The 17,670-nt window shown below is 60.3% G+C and carries 17 protein-coding genes; 9 read left to right on the plus strand and 8 right to left on the minus strand.

Going from position 1 to position 17,670, the window contains the following annotated elements; translation table 11 throughout:
• The first annotated feature begins 58 nt into the window (after positions 1 to 58).
• The 4 genes from AB7M23_RS01425 (at position 59) to AB7M23_RS01440 (ending at position 3,346) form a co-directional block, all read left to right on the plus strand.
• Entirely contained in the window at positions 59 to 373 is a 315-nt protein-coding gene (locus AB7M23_RS01425; RefSeq protein ID WP_102052642.1) for a type II toxin-antitoxin system RelE/ParE family toxin, read from the plus strand.
• On the plus strand, positions 373 to 666 hold the full coding sequence (gene nadS / locus AB7M23_RS01430; RefSeq protein WP_102052641.1) for a NadS family protein: 294 nt from the start codon (positions 373 to 375) through the stop codon (positions 664 to 666). The genes AB7M23_RS01425 and nadS overlap by 1 nt, the downstream gene beginning before the upstream one ends.
• A 365-nt stretch (positions 667 to 1,031) precedes the next feature.
• Positions 1,032 to 2,732, plus strand: coding sequence for a SulP family inorganic anion transporter (locus tag AB7M23_RS01435; protein ID WP_099775651.1), 1,701 nt, complete (start codon positions 1,032 to 1,034; stop codon positions 2,730 to 2,732).
• Positions 2,733 to 3,040: 308 nt separating this feature from the next.
• Positions 3,041 to 3,346, plus strand: a complete 306-nt coding sequence (locus AB7M23_RS01440) for a DUF3077 domain-containing protein (protein ID WP_065758674.1) — start codon at positions 3,041 to 3,043, stop codon at positions 3,344 to 3,346.
• 174 nt (positions 3,347 to 3,520) lie between these two features.
• Here AB7M23_RS01440 and AB7M23_RS01445 read toward each other — a convergent pair whose 3' ends face one another.
• From AB7M23_RS01445 to AB7M23_RS01460, 4 genes are all read right to left on the minus strand, one after another.
• A complete protein-coding gene (locus AB7M23_RS01445) occupies positions 3,521 to 3,964 on the minus strand; it encodes a hypothetical protein (RefSeq protein WP_454240073.1) in 444 nt (147 codons plus the stop codon).
• A 332-nt stretch (positions 3,965 to 4,296) separates the two neighbouring features.
• The gene (locus tag AB7M23_RS01450; protein ID WP_454240074.1) at positions 4,297 to 4,518 is read right to left on the minus strand and encodes a hypothetical protein; all 222 of its coding nucleotides are present in this window, start codon (positions 4,516 to 4,518) and stop codon (positions 4,297 to 4,299) included.
• 234 nt (positions 4,519 to 4,752) lie between these two features.
• A complete protein-coding gene (locus tag AB7M23_RS01455; protein WP_099775654.1) occupies positions 4,753 to 5,385 on the minus strand; it encodes a LysE family translocator in 633 nt (210 codons plus the stop codon).
• 68 nt (positions 5,386 to 5,453) lie between these two features.
• Positions 5,454 to 6,524 carry a glycerophosphodiester phosphodiesterase family protein gene (locus AB7M23_RS01460; RefSeq protein ID WP_454240075.1) on the minus strand — a complete coding sequence of 357 codons (1,071 nt, stop codon included), beginning with the start codon at positions 6,522 to 6,524 and terminating at the stop codon, positions 5,454 to 5,456.
• 114 nt (positions 6,525 to 6,638) lie between these two features.
• Between AB7M23_RS01460 and AB7M23_RS01465 the strand changes: the two genes are divergently transcribed.
• Both AB7M23_RS01465 and AB7M23_RS01470 read left to right on the plus strand, forming a co-directional pair.
• Entirely contained in the window at positions 6,639 to 7,661 is a 1,023-nt protein-coding gene (locus AB7M23_RS01465) for a DUF4917 family protein (protein WP_454240076.1), read from the plus strand.
• A 105-nt stretch (positions 7,662 to 7,766) separates the two neighbouring features.
• Positions 7,767 to 8,660, plus strand: coding sequence for a DMT family transporter (locus AB7M23_RS01470; RefSeq protein WP_102052636.1), 894 nt, complete (start codon positions 7,767 to 7,769; stop codon positions 8,658 to 8,660).
• Here the strand turns inward: AB7M23_RS01470 and AB7M23_RS01475 are convergent.
• The 4 genes from AB7M23_RS01475 to AB7M23_RS01490 form a co-directional block, all read right to left on the minus strand.
• Complete coding sequence (locus AB7M23_RS01475; protein ID WP_065758678.1) at positions 8,657 to 9,874, minus strand: class I SAM-dependent methyltransferase; 1,218 nt, start codon at positions 9,872 to 9,874, stop codon at positions 8,657 to 8,659. The genes AB7M23_RS01470 and AB7M23_RS01475 overlap by 4 nt on opposite strands.
• A gap of 108 nt (positions 9,875 to 9,982) precedes the next feature.
• Complete coding sequence (locus AB7M23_RS01480; protein ID WP_330523185.1) at positions 9,983 to 10,600, minus strand: TPM domain-containing protein; 618 nt, start codon at positions 10,598 to 10,600, stop codon at positions 9,983 to 9,985.
• 27 nt (positions 10,601 to 10,627) lie between these two features.
• On the minus strand, positions 10,628 to 11,362 hold the full coding sequence (locus AB7M23_RS01485; RefSeq protein WP_102052633.1) for a TPM domain-containing protein: 735 nt from the start codon (positions 11,360 to 11,362) through the stop codon (positions 10,628 to 10,630).
• Positions 11,362 to 11,964 carry a LemA family protein gene (locus tag AB7M23_RS01490; RefSeq protein ID WP_099775660.1) on the minus strand — a complete coding sequence of 201 codons (603 nt, stop codon included), beginning with the start codon at positions 11,962 to 11,964 and terminating at the stop codon, positions 11,362 to 11,364. The genes AB7M23_RS01485 and AB7M23_RS01490 overlap by 1 nt, the downstream gene beginning before the upstream one ends.
• A gap of 184 nt (positions 11,965 to 12,148) precedes the next feature.
• Here AB7M23_RS01490 and bglX point away from each other — a divergent pair, with 184 nt between their 5' ends.
• From bglX to AB7M23_RS01505, 3 genes are all read left to right on the plus strand, one after another.
• Entirely contained in the window at positions 12,149 to 14,443 is a 2,295-nt protein-coding gene (gene bglX, locus AB7M23_RS01495) for a beta-glucosidase BglX (RefSeq protein WP_454240077.1), read from the plus strand.
• A 66-nt stretch (positions 14,444 to 14,509) separates the two neighbouring features.
• Positions 14,510 to 16,267: a sensor histidine kinase gene (locus AB7M23_RS01500; protein WP_099775662.1), complete on the plus strand. Its 1,758-nt coding sequence runs from the start codon at positions 14,510 to 14,512 to the stop codon at positions 16,265 to 16,267.
• The gene (locus tag AB7M23_RS01505; RefSeq protein ID WP_454240078.1) at positions 16,261 to 17,595 is read left to right on the plus strand and encodes a sigma-54-dependent transcriptional regulator; all 1,335 of its coding nucleotides are present in this window, start codon (positions 16,261 to 16,263) and stop codon (positions 17,593 to 17,595) included. The genes AB7M23_RS01500 and AB7M23_RS01505 overlap by 7 nt, the downstream gene beginning before the upstream one ends.
• Positions 17,596 to 17,670 lie beyond the last annotated feature (75 nt).

Genomic DNA, 17,670 nt, shown 5'->3' on the forward strand with positions numbered 1-17,670 from the left:
CCGCGCGAAGGTACGACATAGACTTCAACTACGCCAATGACGCATACCCAAGGACGGCATGATTTTCATCGAAACAACAATTTTCACAGAGGATGTGAAGACTCACCTCGAAGATGAAGAGTACCGGAAGCTCCAGCACTATCTTGCAGAGCATCCAGAAGCAGGTGATCTCATTGAGGAAACCGGGGGATTGAGAAAGGTCCGCTGGGCTGCAAAAGGAAAGGGAAAGAGTGGGGGTGTGCGTGTTATTTACTACCACGTTACCCACAAAGAACAGATACGAATGCTGCTGATTTACCGTAAAGGTATCCAGGATACGTTGACGAAAAAAGAAAAGGCAGTACTAAAAAGCATCAACCAAGGGTGGAAATGATGGACAAAAATCTCTTCGATCGTCTTGTTAACAGCATGACTGAGATGGATGAGATCGCCCGTGGTGAGCGCAAGCCATCCCGGGAATTCCGGGTCGACGCTGTACACGTGAAAGCAATCCGCGAAGCTACAGGTCTTACTCAAGAAAAATTTGCAAAACGAATCGATGTACCTGTTGGGACCCTCAGGAACTGGGAGCAGGGACGTCGTGTTCCAGAAGGGCCAGCACGTGCATTGCTGCGTGCGATTCATAATGACCCTACTCATGTGCTGGCCGCGTTGGCAGAAGCATGAAAGCCCCAGCCACATGGCGGGTTCAGGTTACAGACGCCCCCCGCTTTTAGCGGGGGGTTGTTTTTCCAAGCCAAATTCAAGCCTACACCCCATAGAAACCCTATAAGCCCGTGACATTGGCATTGCTCTTAAACAAAGAACCAAGGCCTTTCGCTTAGGGACGCTGTCTAGGCCTGCGCATTTGCCTCTCGCCTGACTCAAAACAACGCCAGTCGCTTTACTGTCGAAATTTCTTGCAACGTTTCTGCAATCGGGTACAAACAGTTCATCTCGCTGCACCCTGACCAGGCGCCCTGCCCGCCGCAGTGTTTCGGCGCTCGGGAATGAACGCGGCGTTGTTCTGAAACAGTCGAAAGGACCCGTTCATGTTTCTCTCCCGCTGGCTTCCGGGCCTGGCCAATTTGCTGCATTACCGCGCCGAGTGGTTTCGCCACGATCTTCAGGCCGGGCTGTCTGTGGCCGCGATTCAGATCCCTATCGCCATTGCCTATGCGCAAATTGTCGGCCTGCCGCCCCATGTGGGCTTGTATGCCTGCATCTTGCCAATGATTGTCTATGCCTTGGTCGGCAGTTCGCGGCAGTTGATGGTCGGGCCGGATGCCGCCACCTGTGCGATGGTTGCCGGAGCAATTGCGCCACTGGCGATGGGCGATCCGCAGCGGCTGGCGCAGTTGTCGGTGATTGTCACGGTACTGGTGGGGCTGATGCTGATCGCCGCCGGGGCGGCACGGGCCGGGTTTATCGCCAGCTTTTTCTCGCGACCTATTCTGATCGGCTACCTGAACGGGATCGGCCTGAGCCTGCTGGCCGGGCAGTTAGGCAAAGTGCTCGGCTTTCAGATCGAGGGCGATGGCTTCATTCTCAGCCTGATCAACATGCTGCAGCGCCTGAACGAAATCCATTGGCCGACGTTGGCCATTGGGGTTGCCGGGCTGATTGCACTGATCTGGTTGCCCCGGCACTTCCAACGCTTGCCGGCGGCACTGGTGACCGTGGCCATCGCCACGCTGGCGGTTGGCGTGCTGCGGCTGGACCGCTTCGGCGTTGCCATTCTGGGCGCGGTGCCCGCCGGGATGCCGGAACTGGCCTGGCCGCAAACCAACCTGGCAGAAATGAAAAGCCTGATGCGTGACGCCTTGGGTATCGCGACCGTGAGCTTCTGTAGTGCGATGCTCACCGCCCGCAGTTTCGCCGCGCGCCACGGTTACGCGATCAATGCCAACCACGAGTTTCTTGCACTGGGTGTGTCGAACCTCGCTGCCGGGGTTTCCCAGGGCTTTGCCATCAGCGGTGCCGACTCGCGTACGGCGGTCAACGATATGGTCGGCGGCAAGAGCCAACTGGTGGGCATTATTGCCGCGCTGGTGATCGCGGCGATCCTGATGTTCTTCACCGCACCACTGGCCTGGATTCCACAAGCCGCCTTGGGCGCGGTGTTGCTGATGGCCGGCTGGGGGCTGATTGATGTGCAGTCACTGCGCAAGATCCGTACACTCAGTCGCTTCGAGTTCTGGCTTTGCGTGTTCACCACCGTCGGCGTGCTCGGGGCGGGCGTGCTGCCGGGCATTATCATTGCCGTAACCCTGGCCATCCTGCGCCTGTTGTACAGCATCTACCAGCCAACCGATGCCGTACTCGGTTGGCTACCCGGCGTCGAAGGCCAGGTGGACATTCGTCACCACGAAGATGCCCGCACCGTACCGGGTTTAGTGGTGTACCGCTTCGATGATGCGATTCTGTTCTTCAACGCCGACTACTTCAAAATGCGCCTGCTCGATGCCGTACAACGTGAACACCAACCCCGTGCGGTGCTGTTCGACGCTGAAGCGGTGAGCACCATCGACGTCAGCGGTATCGCGGCTTTGCGTGAAGTGCGGGACACCCTCAAAGCGCAAGGCATTCTGTTCGGCATTGCCCGTGCCCGCGGCAAGTTCTTGCGCATGCTGGTGCGCTCGGGGATCGCGCGGGAACTGGAGGATCGCTTGCTGTTCGGCTCGGTACGGGCCGGCATTCGCGCCTACCGCGTATGGCGCAATCGGAACAAAGAGCTGTTTGCATCGGAGTAAGCGAAACTTCCTACATAACCTTGGGAAGTGCTGACCTTGTTGCACAACGGCATGCCCACTAGCCTTCGGGGGTCGCTGCATATTCAGCGACCAGATGTGGAAGTCTGGACCCTCTATAGGCGTGTATTCCCTGACAGGTGAATGCTGGCGTACTTTTATGCCTGTATGATTTGTTATGGCGGCTACGCGCAGGGCACCCTTTGGGGTGCGCCGGATTCCTATAGACCGGTCTTCCACCCTGCGTGTGGCTGCCACCCTCATGTGGAAGTGAGTCAGGGCAGCTCCTCTATGTCTATAGGAGCTTTACCATGATGAAAATTGTTCCCGACCCACCACGTTGTGCGCCGTATAAAACGGCATCGCTACCTTTTGGCTCCTGCGACGCAGGGCACCCGCCATTGTTTTCCGTTAACGAAGGCATTAGTGCCGAAGACGCGCTGGTGCATGCCTCCTTGCAACTGAAAGCGGGCATTGATGCCGTAAACCAGACCTGCTTCTGCCATGAGCGCACCCCGGAAGGCTTGCGCTGGGCCTCGCTGCACGCGATGGAGGCGGCCAAAGCGTTGATTGACGCCCTGCTCGACGGGTTCGAGGCGCAGGCCATGAAGCGCTAATACCTTCACTGACGCCATCGCAGGCAAGCCTGCTCCCACACGGTGGACTGCCCCCAAGGGTTGGATTTTTGTCCAACTTCCTGGGGGCAGTCTACGGTTTGATCGGGGCCCGGTGGGAGCAGGTCTTGCCTGCGATACAAGCGCCGCGAACTCGCGGATACCCCACCGAAGTCATCAATCAGCCACATGACGCGCGCCAAACTTCCGAAGGCTCCAGAACTTTATAACCTCAGACACAATAACCAAAACAACCATCAACAGCGGGCTATAATCTGGAAAAAACTGAACACCCACCAATAAAACTGAAACCGAAGGCACAATAAAAAACAGCCTCAAAGGCAACTGTGAGTACCCGACCCACCTCGCGGCATCTCGCCGGGCCAAAAATAAAAAACAGCTAACACATATCGACAACTGCAACACCCAACTCAGCACAACCATTACCACCTGAGCGGGACCTAGCTCACCCAGCAATACCACTGTACTTTCCAGATCCGTTAGGTAGGGTATTTTCTCATGACGGAGGCTACCCATTACATACCAGGCAAGATAAAGCGCATCTAGCCCGCCCCATATAAACCACACCACTGACTTGTAGTCACTGCTTTCTACTTTCATTTTTCGTCGCTTCTCCGCTCATACACGGTGTCTGCGGTAGCAGGAACCCAGTGCCAGGACTTACCGGTTTCTCGCCACTCATCCTCGGATTCCTGAAAGCGCTGCTTTATGCGGCGCAAGGCCCCGTAGGCATGCATTGCCGAGCCCGATTCATAGGAAAGCTCGTCATTGGCGAGCGGAACCCACTCTTGAACCAGAGTACGAGTGGTATTTGTAAAGTCCTTCCCATCAGAGAAAATTAATCGTCCCTCATCAGTTAACTAACCAGATCGATTGACCAGTACAGCGAGCGTGTTACTGATACCATCGTAGTCAATTTATTTTTTAACTCATTACCCGTTAGTTTGGCTGACGGCCTCAAGAATGCGAGCTTTATCCTGTTCATACAAACACTGTTCAATGGAAGACCCGGACTCACTAATAAGATCAACCAGCCCGTCCATTTCCATTGGATATAAAAGTGAACGTTCTACATCAGATAAAGCGAAAAAAGGACTTTCAATTCGAGCAAGGCTAAACGCGCTCATGTCGCGCCGGCGAATCAGTCGTTTCATTTCATCACCAAGAGTGAGGAGGTCGTCTTGTTTTGCAGTCGCAACGAGCTTGATACCACTGAAACCCGCACTCCAAACGCCAACCCTTTCCCAATGACGTGTATGAAATTTCCGAAAATTCACTCGTTGAGCCAAAAAGGAGCTCTCGCTTCACTAATGACGCGATGCAGGCACCGCATACTCGCGGATACCCCACCGAAGCCACCGCAGGCAAGCCTGCGTGGGGCCACGCGATTAACCCGCCAGCAACCCCGGCAAGGCATGCACCAGCGCATTGATTGCGAAACCAATGAACATCAACCCGCAGGCCCGGGTGATCCACAGTTCATAGCGCACATATAACGTACGGACCTGGCGCGCGCCCACCAGTGCCACCAGAATCGCATAGGCCAGCAAGCCACCCACAAAGCTGAGCACGATCAACAAGGGCAGCATCGACCAGGTCAGTGCCTCGGCGCGGCTGGATAACAATGCCGTAAAGGTGGCAACGGCCACCGGGTAGGCCTTGGGATTGGTCAGGCCGAACACTACGCCATGCCAGAACGGCTGACGCACCGGCCCCTGCTGCCCGTCTTCAGCAGACGGGCGACTGCGCAAGGCGCGCAGGCCCAGCCAGAACAGGTACACGCCGCTGATTACGCCCAGGCCATCAAACAACAGGCTGCCAACCTGGCGCGCGCCGACGATGGCCACCAACGCAGTGCCACACCAGAGCACATCACCCAGCAGGTGCCCACAAAGAAACCCCGCCCCCGCCTTACGCCCACGTGCCGCGCCAATACCGAGCACCGCCAGGACACCGGGGCCTGGGGTAATGCCATAGATAAAGCCGGAGGCGAGCACAGCAAACACAAGCGAAAACGTCATCGGAACACGGGGCCTGAACAGAGCAAGGCACGAGAGTCTACGCGCGCGTCCACGCGGCAGCCAGCCACTCAATAGCCCAGGGATTCAAGAATCGGCGCTTCATCTTGCGGCAGTGAGCGCCCGAGAAAACGCTGCAGCTCGCCGCTGCGGTTGGTGAAAATGCCATCAGCCCCCGCGGTCAGCACCTTTTGAAAATCCACCGGCAGGTCAACCGTATAGGCATGCACCAGCAGCCCTTTGTCATGGGCATTCCGGATCATCGAGGGCTGTACAAGGTTGGCGTAACTCTGATCGCCGCCCCCGGTCAGCGCCACCGAGGCGCCAACACCTATGGCGCCGCCTGCCTTGGCATAGTCGAGCCAGCGCTCGAACTCGGCGTTGTCTTTCGGGTGTTGTCGCGCGAGGAAGGCGGCTCGATCGGTTTCCCCTGACTCAGCGAATGTTTGCGCCTCGGCGGGTTCAACGTAACCTTTGCCCAGCCACAACAACAGCGTCTTGGGTACCTGCGGCATGATCGAATGGAGCAACGCCAGGCTGTCGCGGTCGAAGGTTTGCAGCACCACCCGGCCAGGCATGTCGAGCCAGCCGCGAGCCTTCAGCCGATCATGCAGGTCCTGCTCGATACCGGGGAACAGCTTGGGCGCTTTGGTTTCGATATAGAGGCCCGGCACCCGCTGCGGGTTGGCCTCGGCGATGTCCAGCACCTCGTCCAGGGTCAGTATTTGCAACCCGGCATATGCGAGGCGTGCACGAGCAGGGTAGGCCTGGTTGAACCAGGTGCCCATATCCAGTGTTTTCAGCTCCGCCAGGGTAAAGGCACTCACGGGACGGTCTTTGCGCTCGGGGAAACGCTGGGCCACATCGCTGGTGCGTAGCAGGTTGCTGTCATGCAGCGCGACCAGCGCACCGTCGCTACTGCGTTGAAGATCCAGCTCAAGGTAATCGGCCCCCAACTCACGCGCCAGCGCATAGGCCGCCGCAGTCGACTCCGGGGCATCGAAAGAGGAGCCGCGATGGGCGATCACCGCCGGGTAGGCAATATGCTGAGCGGCTGCCAAGCCTGGGCCGTCGATGGCCTGAGCTGTTGCCCAGGGCAGCAGCACGGCACTCATGATGGCAGCAATGCGGTGTATCGACATGGGCTTCTCTCAACCAGTGGACGCCTCCAGCATAGTCGCCCACGCTGATGACAAGCGGGACGTGCGTGATACAGTCGCGCCCATTCCTTTGCATTACCTGTCTGTGAGCCCTGCATGCCCTCTGCCAACTTCGACGCCACCCTCGCCGCTTGGCCTGAACTGGTCTCCCGCCGTCCTTGCAGCGGGTTGCTGCTGGGCAACGGCGCCAGCCGTATGGTGTGGCGCCCGTTCGCCTATTTCTCATTGTTCGAGCTGGCCCAGCGGGTACGCCACAAACCCTTGGGGCTTACCGATCAGGCCTTGTTCAAGTCCATGGGCACGGAGGTGTTCGAGCCGGTGCTCACGGCACTGAACACCACGGTACGGGTCAATGCCGCCCTGGCCATCAGTTCGTCGGCACCGCTGAACCGCTATTACGCAATCAAGGAAGCGCTGATTCATGCCGTGCGCAGCGTGCATATCCCGTGGAAGCTGCTGCCTGCCTCGACCCTGCACACCCTCAACCAGGAGCTGCGCAATTACCGCAGCATCTATTCGAGCAACTACGACCTGCTCACCCATTGGGCGGTGAGCTACGCGCCTGAAGGGTTTCAGGTGCTGTTCGATGAGGAGGGCGTGTTTGACGTACGCCGCAGCCGCGGTGAAGGCCATCGCCTGCTTTACCTGCACGGTGGCTTGCACCTGCTCAAGCAACAGGACGGCAGCACCCGCCAACGCAGTGCCCGCGAAAGCGCACTGCTCGACGGCTTTGCGGTGAACACCCCCGGCGATGTGCCGCTGTTCATCAATGAAAGCAGCAGCGACGACAAACTGCGCGCTATCCGTACCTCGGACTATCTGAGCTGGTGCCACGGCGAACTGGCCAGCCATGAGGGTGGCCTGTGTATTTTCGGGCACCGCCTGGACAGCTCCGACCGGCATCTGGTGGAGGCCATCAAACAGGCCAACCCCGGCCACCTCGCGATTGCGGTACACCCACTGAGCGAAGCAGCGATCATCGGCCAGAAGCAGCACTATGCGGCGTTGTTTGCCGAGCGCCCGGACATCGAACTGTGTTTCTTCGATGCCAGCAGCCACCCGTTGGGGCAGGCTGAATTGGCGGTGGCCGTTCCCCCTGCCAGCAAACGTCGCCGCTAAACGCTGTGCAGGGACTGTATCCGTTGTTTTGTATGCAACTGTTACAAGACCGCACCCAACGCCTGTGGCTCAATGGACGGACTTATCTGCCCAAGGCGTTCCCGCATGTCTACCCGCGAAAACACCGGCATGGCCCTCGGCCTGCTCGGCGTGGTCATTTTCAGCCTGACCCTGCCCATGACCCGTATCGTCGTGCAGGAACTGCACCCACTGCTCAATGGGCTGGGCCGGGCGCTGGTCGCCGCCATTCCCGCTGCCGCGCTGTTGCTCTGGCGTCGCGAAAAATGGCCGACCTGGCAGCAAATAAAAGGGCTGAGCCTGGTAGCGCTGGGGGTCATTCTGGGGTTCCCGGTGTTTTCCGCGTGGGCCATGCAAACCGTACCGGCATCCCACGGAGCACTGGTCAACGGCCTGCAGCCGCTGTGCGTAGCGGTGTACGCGGCCTGGTTGTCCCACGAGCGCCCGTCAAAAGCCTTCTGGGCCTGCGCCGCGCTGGGCAGCGTTTTGGTGCTGGCCTACGCCATGATCATGGGTGCCGGGCAGATCCAGGCCGGTGACCTGCTGATGCTCGCCGCCATTGCGGTGGGTGGCCTGGGGTATGCCGAAGGCGGGCGACTGGCGCGTGAAATGGGCGGCTGGCAGGTGATCTGCTGGGCGCTGGTTTTGGCCAGCCCGTTGCTGCTCGGGCCGGTGGTGTACCTGGCGCTGCAGCACCAGGGCGAGGTCAGCAGCAAAACCTGGTGGGCCTTCGGTTATGTTTCGCTGTTCTCGCAGTTCATCGGTTTCTTTGCCTGGTACGCTGGCCTGGCGCTGGGTGGCATCGCCCGGGTGAGTCAGGTGCAGTTGCTGCAGATCTTCTTCACTATCGCCTTTTCCGCCCTGTTCTTTGGCGAACAGGTCGAGCCGATTACCTGGGTGTTTGCCACCGGGGTGATTCTGACTGTGGTACTGGGCCGGCGCACACGGGTGCATCCGGCCCAGCGCCCAGCCAAGGTTTAGGCCGCGAGCAAACCGTCAGCCCGCAGCAGGGTTTCCAGGCAGTGCTCCTGAACCCCATAGAACGCTTTGAGCTCCTGGATTCTGGCCATCAACACGCTCGCATCGACCGGATCGCGACGCTTGATCGCCAGGATCATCTTGTTCTTGTTGGTGTGTTCAAGGGAAATGAACTCGAATACCTTGGTCTCATAGCCGCAGGCTTCCAGGTACAGCGCGCGCAGGCTGTCGGTCAGCATTTCAGCCTGCTGGCCCAAATGCAGGCCGTATTGCAGCATCGGCTTGAGCAGGCCCGGGGTGTGCATTTGCGGGCGAATCTGTTTGTGGCAGCACGGCGAGCACATGATGATGGCTGCACCACAGCGGATACCGGTGTGGATGGCATAGTCGGTGGCGATGTCGCAGGCATGCAGGGCAATCATCACGTCGATGGCGCTGGGCACGACGGTACGCACGTCGCCATGCTCGAAATGCAGGCCCGGGTGCTCCAACTGAGCCGCAGCCTTGTTGCACAGCTCGACCATGTCCTGGCGCAGCTCGACGCCGGTGACCTGGGCCTCACGCTGCAGGGTGTTGCGCAGGTAATCATGGATGGCGAAGGTCAGGTAACCCTTGCCCGAGCCGAAATCCGCGACACGCAGTGGCTGCTCTGCGCCCAGGGTCGAGCTGCCGAGGGCATGGGAAAACACCTCGATGAACTTGTTGATCTGTTTCCACTTGCGCGACATGGCCGGAATCAGCGCATGCTGCTTGTCGGTGACACCCAGGTCGACCAGGAACGGTCGGCTCAGTTCCAGGTAGCGTTTCTTCTCCCGGTCATGCTCGCCCGCCGGCGCCTGACGTGCCTGCTGTGCTGCGCTGTGGTGCAGCATCGGCTTGCCTTTCTTGCTGAACTCCAACTGGGCTTCATCGCTGAGGCTCTGCAGGTGGGCGTTGCGAAAACTGCCTGGCAGCAGTTCAGCCACCAGTGCCAGGGCTTCGTCGACCGGCAAATTGCGGGTGATGTCACGGGTTTGGTAGCGGTAGACAAACGACAGGCAAGCCTGGCCCTTGACGGTCAGCGGCTTGGCGATCACCCGTTGCAGGGCTTCTTCGGTGCCGACATGGCGCGCCAGCACCAGCTTGATCAGGGCATTCTGCTGCAGGCAGGTGGCGAGCAGGGCCAGAAACTGCGCACGCGCATCCGGCGCGGCCTGGGCGGTAGGGGTATCGGACATCAGGAGTGGGTGCCTCGGAGTGCGGGGACGCGCCAGTCGGCGCCAGTGCCGGGCATTTTACGTGGATGACCGGCGCAGGCACAGCTTTTGTCGATGATTGCCCTGCCCTTACGGCAATATCACCAGGCGATTGGGCAATTCATTACGGGCCTGCGTCAGTGGCACATGGGCACTCAACAGTTCGCCACACGCCTGAATACAGTCGAGAAAACCCTGCAAGGTCTGGCCTTGCCCGACCTGCCCGGTGAAGCGCTGCACAATGCGGTCCCAGACCTGATTGTCCAAATGCCGGGAAATGCCTTCGTCGACCAGAATTTCCACATAGCGCTCGGCTTCGCTGACAAAGATCAGCATGCCGGTGCTGCCCACCGTACGGTGCAGGTTTTGTTCAAGGAACTGCCGCCGGGCCAGGTTCGAGGCCCGCCAATGGCGCACAGCGCGCGGAATCAAGCGGGTGGTCAGGCGCGGTACACGAAACACCAGACTGAACACAATGAAGGTCAGCCATTGCGCGATCAACAGCCCATGCCCACCCGGCCAGCCGCTGAGGTAATAGATGATGCCCGGCAGCACCAGTGCCAGCAGGCTGGCCCAGAGCAGCGGGATATAGGTGTAGTCGTCAGCCCGGGCGGCCAACACCGTGACCAGTTCCGCGTCGGTGTTGCGCTCGACCTGGGCAATCGCCTCGGCGACCTGCCGTTGTTCAAATTCACTGAGCAATGCCATGCACTGTGGCTCTTGTTGATGAGTTATCTACCAGCCGCCCGATGAGCCGCCACCGCCAAAACTGCCGCCACCGCCACTGAAGCCGCCCCCACCCGAACCGCCGCCGAAGCCACCAAGGCCGCCACCAAAACCGCCGCCGCGCCCGCCTCGCCCACCGCTCAAGCCCAAGCCTTGCAAGGTGAAGGCGAGTACCACCAGCAAGATGAACAAGCCGATGGTCCAGCCGCGCGAGCCGCCTTCGGCCTCTGCGCCCGTCGCCTGGGCCGGTTCGGCCAAGGGGTTGCCCCCCAATACCTGAATAATCGCCGCCGTGCCCTGAACGATACCTTGGCTGAACTCGCCGCGCCGAAACGCCGGGGTAATGATGCTGTTGATGATGACGGAGGACTGGGCATCGGTCAGGCGCTCTTCCAGCCCGTAGCCGACCTCTATACGCAGCTTGCGCGCCTGTGGCGCGACGATCAGCAATGCGCCATTGTCCTTGCCGCGCTGGCCGATCCCCCAGTGCCGTCCTAGCTGGTAGCCGTAGTCTTCAATGCTCATGCCTTGCAGGTCAGGCAAGGTGACCACCACCACCTGCTCACCGCCGCTGGCCTGCTCATGGGCCGCCAACATCTGGCTGAGCTGGGCAATACTGGCCGCATCGAGCAAATGAGCCTCGTCCACCACGCGCCCGGTCAGGGCCGGGAAGCTGGGTTCAGCGCGCAGCGTCAAGGCTGCACAGAGCAGTGCCAGCAGCACAGCAGCCTTGAGCAGGCGCATCAGAATTTCACTTCAGGGGCTTTGTCGGCATCGGCACTGGTCGCCTCGAAGGTCTCACGCAGCGGCATGTCGCTGTACATCAAGCTGTGCCAGATACGCCCGGGAAAGGTGCGGATCTCGGTGTTGTAGCGTTGTACGGCGGCGATGAAATCCTTGCGCGCCACGGCAATCCGGTTTTCCGTGCCTTCGAGTTGCGACTGCAGGGCCAGAAAATTCTGGTTCGACTTCAGCTCCGGGTAACGCTCGGAAACCGCCATCAGCCGGCTCAAGGCCCCGCTGAGTTGAGCTTGTGCCGCCTGGAACTGGCGCAATTTTTCCGGGTCGTCCAAGGTACTGGCGTCGACCTGAATCGAGGTGGCCTTGGCCCGGGCCTCGACAACGGCGGTCAGGGTGGTCTGCTCTTGCTTGGCATAGCCTTTTACCGTCTCCACCAGGTTGGGAATCAGGTCGGCGCGCCGCTGGTACTGGTTCTGCACTTGCGCCCAGGCCGCCTTGACCTGTTCGTCATACTGAGGAATGTTGTTGATCCCACAACCGGCCAGCAGGCTGGACAGCATCAACACGACCCAGAGCCGTATCGCTTTGGCATGAAGTACCTGCATCGTCATCGTGCTCCTTGATTACCCGTAAAAGTCCGGACTTCAGGCATAATCCCCGGCCATCGCTGGAATGCAATGGCACAATCGGCTAAAAGATCCCAGCCCATTACAACAATAGCTGCTCCCCCAATTTCGGCTGTGCAGTCTCCCTGATGAATACTGCTCTGAGCCTTGAGAACGAATAGTCATGAACAAACTCTGTTTGCTGGGCCTGCTTGTCAGCCTGGCCAGCCATACCGCCTTTGCCGATACCACTACCGAGCCGCAGAAGAACAAGCAGGCGTTTATTGCCGACCTGATGCAGCAAATGACGCTCGAGGAAAAAATCGGCCAGTTGCGCCTGATCAGCATCGGCCCGGAAATGCCCCAGCCGCAGATCCTCAAGGAAATCGCCGCGGGCAACATCGGCGGTACGTTCAACTCCATCACCCGTAGCGAGAACCGCCCTCTGCAGGATGCGGCGGTGAAGAACAGCCGGCTGAAGATCCCGATGTTCTTCGCCTATGACGTGATCCACGGCCACCGCACCATTTTCCCGATCAGCCTGGCGCTGGCCTCCAGTTGGGACATGAAAGCCATCCACACGGTCGCCCGTACCTCGGCAATAGAGGCCAGTGCCGACGGTATCGACATGACCTTCGCGCCCATGGTCGATATCGCCCGTGACCCGCGCTGGGGCCGCAGCAGTGAAGGCTTCGGTGAAGACACCTACCTGGTTTCGCGGATCTCCAAAGTGATGGTCGAGGGCTTTCAGGACAACAACCCGGCATCGGCGACCAGCCTGATGGCGAGCGTGAAGCACTTCGCCTTGTATGGTGCAGTGGAAGGCGGGCGCGACTACAACACCGTCGATATGAGCCCGATCAAGATGTACAACGACTACCTCCCGCCTTACCGCGCCGCTGTCGATGCGGGTGCAGGCGGGGTGATGGTGGCGCTCAACTCGATCAACGGTGTACCGGCCACGGCCAACACCTGGTTGATGAATGACCTGCTGCGCAAGGAGTGGGGTTTCAAGGGCGTCACGGTCAGCGACCACGGTGCGATCTTTGAACTGATCAAGCACGGCATCGCCCGTGATGGTCGCGAAGCGGCGAAGCTGTCGATCAAGGCCGGCATCGACCTGAGCATGAACGACTCGCTGTACGGCCAGGAACTGCCGGGCCTGCTCAAGTCCGGCGAGATCAATCAGGCGGATATCGACAATGCCGTGCGTGAAGTGCTGGGCGCCAAGTACGACATGGGCCTTTTCGACAACCCGTACCGACGCATCGGTATCGCCAGCGAAGACCCGGCCGACACCTACGCCGAAGGACGCCTGCACCGCGATGCCGCCCGTGATGTAGCGCGCCGCAGCATGGTCTTGCTGGAAAACCGCAACCAGACCCTGCCCCTGAAGAAACAGGGCACCATTGCCCTGGTCGGGCCACTGGCCGATGCCCCTATCGACATGATGGGCAGTTGGGCCGCAGCAGGCCGCCCGCGTCACTCCGTGACCGTGCATGACGGTATGCGCCGTGTGCTGGGCGAACGCGCCCGCGTGATCTACGCCAAGGGTGCAAACATTACCCACGACAAGGCGATCCTCGATTACCTGAACTTCCTCAACTTCGCTGCGCCGGAAATCATCGACGACCCACGCCCTGCGGCAGTGATGATCGATGAAGCGGTCAAGGCCGCGCAGCAAGCAGATGTCGTGGTTGCCGTGGTAGGCGAGTCGCGGGGCATGTCCCATGAGTCGTCCAGCCGCACCACACTGGAAGTCCCCGCCAGCCAACGCGCCCTGATCACGGCCTTGAAAGCCACCGGCAAACCGCTGGTGCTGGTGCTGATGAACGGCCGACCATTGTCGCTGACCTGGGAACGCGAACAAGCCGATGCCATGCTCGAAACCTGGTTCAGCGGCACCGAAGGCGGCAACGCCATCGCGGACGTACTGTTCGGCGACTACAACCCGTCCGGCAAACTGCCTATGACCTTCCCGCGTTCGGTGGGGCAGGTGCCGATGTACTACAACCACCTGAGCATTGGTCGCCCATATACACCGGGCAAGCCGGGCAACTACACCTCGCAGTACTTCGAGGAACCCAACGGCCCGCTCTACCCGTTCGGCTATGGCCTGAGCTACAGCGAGTTCAGCCTGTCGGAGCTGACGCTGTCCAGCAAGACCCTGAAGCCTGGGCAAACCCTCGATGCCAGCATCCGCGTGAAAAACACCAGCAAGCGTGACGGTGAAACTGTGGTTCAGTTGTACGTTCGCGACGTCGCAGCGTCGATTAGCCGGCCCATCAAGGAGCTGAAGAACTTCCAGAAAATCAGCCTCAAGGCGGGCGAAGAACGCATCGTTCATTTCACCCTCAGCGAAGACGACCTGAAGTTCTACAACGCTCAATTGAAGTACGCTGCAGAACCTGGCGAGTTCAACGTGCAGGTCGGGCTGGACTCAGAGGCCGTGAAACAGCAGAGTTTCGAGCTGCTGTAAGCGGTCGCCGCGATGTCCAAGGGGAAGTGCCGGAATGCCTTCCCCGTTGCCGGGATTCTGTTTGCCATGCCTATTTCCTTTCGCGCCATGCGCTTGGGCCTGATGCTGTTCCTGATGCTCACAGGCATGCTCTTGAGCACGGCGTGGGCCTGGCAGCATGCCCAGCGCCAGGCCTTGCTGGAGGATGCCTCCAGGGCGAGCCAGCAACTGGGCCTGTACGCCAACTCGCTACACACCCTGATCGAACGCTACCGCGCCTTGCCCGCGGTGCTGGCCCTCGACCCGGAACTGATCGCAGCCCTCAGTGGCCCGGTCACAGCCCAGGTTCAGGAGGCGCTCAACCACAAGCTGGAGCGTATCAACGGCGCGGCCAATTCCTCGACCCTGGAACTGCTGGACCACACGGGCCTGGCCGTCGCCGCCAGCAACTGGCGTTTGCCCAGCACTTACGTTGGGCAGAACTATGCGTTCCGCCCCTACTTCAAACAGACCATGAACCAGGGCAGTGGGCGTTTCTATGCCGTAGGGGTCACCAGCGGCATCCCTGGCTACTTCCTCTCCAGTGCGGTCAAGGACAGTAACGGGCGCTTTCTCGGTGCAATGGTGGTCAAACTGGAGTTTCCGGAGCTGGAGCGGGAGTGGCGCCAGGGCAACGATATCCTGCTGGTCAGTGATGCCCGCGGCATTATTTTCATCGCTAACCAGGACGGCTGGCGCTACCGCGAACTGCAACCGCTTGGCGCCGAAGACCGCAAGGAGCTGGAGCAAACCCGGCAATACGACAAGCAGCCGCTGGTACCTCTGAAACATCATCCACTGAACCGCTTTGATGACAACAGCCAACTGGTCAGTGTCCAGGGGCCAGCAGGCACCAGGGACTACCTGTGGGAAAGCCTGCCGCTGGGCACTGAAGGCTGGACACTGCACCTGTTGCGCTCGCCCCAGGTGACTGAAGACGGGCGCAACGCAGCCCTGGCGGCTGCCGCGTTATGGCTAAGCCTGTTCTTTGCGCTGCTGTTCATCAGCCAGCGCCTGCGCATGGCACGCCTGCGCCAACGTAGCCGCCAGGAGCTGGAGCGTTTGGTCGAAGCCCGCACCCGCGACCTGCGTACCGCTCAGGAAGGCTTGGTGCAGTCCGCCAAACTGGCCGCCCTGGGGCAGATGTCAGCCGCCCTGGCCCATGAGATCAACCAGCCGCTGACCACCCAGCGCATGCAACTGGCCACCCTGCGCCTGCTCCTCGACAATGAACGCCTCGACGAAGCGCGTAAGGCACTGGAGCCACTGGAACAGATGCTGACCCGCATGGCGGCCCTGACCGGGCACTTGAAAACGTTCGCCCGCAACAGCCCCAGCGGCCTGCGCGAACGCCTGGACCTGGCCACGGTGGTGGATCAGGCCATGCAGTTGCTCGATCCGCGTATCCGCGCCGAGGGCGTCAGTACGGCGCTGTACCTGGCCCGACCAGCCTGGGTGCGTGGCGATGCGATCCGCCTTGAACAGGTGCTGATCAACCTGCTGCGCAATGCCCTCGACGCCATGCTCGACAAGCCCTACAAACGCCTGGAAGTGCGCATTGAGGTCGACCAGCACGATTGGAAGCTGAGCGTACTGGACAGCGGTGGCGGCATTGCCGACGAACACTTGGCCAACGTTTTCGACCCGTTCTTCACCACCAAACCTGTGGGTGAAGGGCTTGGCCTGGGTCTTGCTATCTCCTACGGTATCGTCCATGAAATCGGTGGTCGCCTGCAGGTTGAAAACCTGCCGGGTGGCGCCCGCTTCACCCTGACCTTGCCCAGCGATACGGAGCCAGCATGTTGAATTCGGTGATCGTCGTTGATGACGAAGCCAGCATCCTAACTGCGGTGGAGCAGTGGCTGACCCTGTCGGGCTTCAGCGTTCAGTTGCACAACCGTGCCGAGGCGTGCCTGGCACAATTGCCCGAGCACTTCCCCGGTGTGGTGGTGAGCGATGTGCGCATGCCCGGCATGGATGGCCTGCAACTGCTGGAACAGTTGCAAGCACGCGATGCCGACCTGCCGGTGATCCTGCTGACCGGCCATGGCGATGTGCCGATGGCCGTACAGGCCATGCGCAAGGGGGCCTACGACTTTCTGGAAAAGCCGTTCAGCCCCGAAGACCTGCTCAGCAGCCTGCGCCGCGCCCTGGAAAAACGCCAATTGGTGCTGGAAAACCGCTCGCTACATGAACAGGCCGACCTCAAGGCGCGGCTGGAATCCACGTTGCTTGGCATGTCCCAAGGCATGCAGCAGTTACGCCGTCAGGTACTGGAGCTCGCCGCGCTACCGGTCAATGTCCTGATACGTGGCGAAACCGGTAGCGGCAAGGAGCAGGTTGCCCGTTGCCTGCACGATTTCGGCCCGCGTGCGAACAAACCTTTTGTCGCGCTTAACTGCGCGGCGATCCCCGAGCAGTTGTTTGAAGCTGAGCTGTTCGGCCACGAAAGCGGTGCCTTCACCGGCGCTCAGGGCAAACGTATTGGCAAGCTGGAATACGCCAACGGCGGCACGGTGTTCCTCGACGAAATCGAGAGCATGCCCTTGGCTCAACAGGCCAAACTGCTGCGCGTCTTGCAGGAACAGAAGCTGGAACGCCTGGGGGCCAACCAGAGCATCGCCATCGACCTGCGGATCATTGCCGCGACCAAACCCGATCTGCTTGAAGAGGCCCGCGCCGGGCGCTTTCGTGAAGACCTTGCCTACCGTTTGAACGTCGCCGAACTGCACTTGGCGCCGTTACGCGAGCGCCGCGAAGACATCCCATTGCTGTTCCAGCATTTCGCCCGCACCGCCGCCGCACGACTGGCCCGTACCCCACCCGTTTTAAGCGGCGCACAACTGGGCAACCTGCTCAGCCACGATTGGCCAGGCAACGTACGCGAACTGGCTAACGCTGCTGAGCGCCACGTTCTGGGCCTGACACCCCCTCAAACGCTGGCGGTAGAAAGCGGGCAGTCGCTGACCGCCCAGACAGAGGCCTTTGAGGCCCAATGCCTGCGTGCGGCACTCACCCGCAACAAGGGCGATATCAAGGCAGTGCTCGAGGAGCTGCAACTGCCCCGGCGCACCCTCAACGAAAAGATGCAGCGCCACGGCCTGCAGCGTGAAGACTTTCTCGACCGGCCCTGAGCCAGTAAGCGGATTCTTGCCGACCTCCCCCTGAGCGATAAGCGAATTTCCGCTTACCAAAGAGGCTAAACCCTT

The sequence above is a fragment of the Pseudomonas sp. HLS-6 TE3448 genome, from assembly GCF_053629555.1.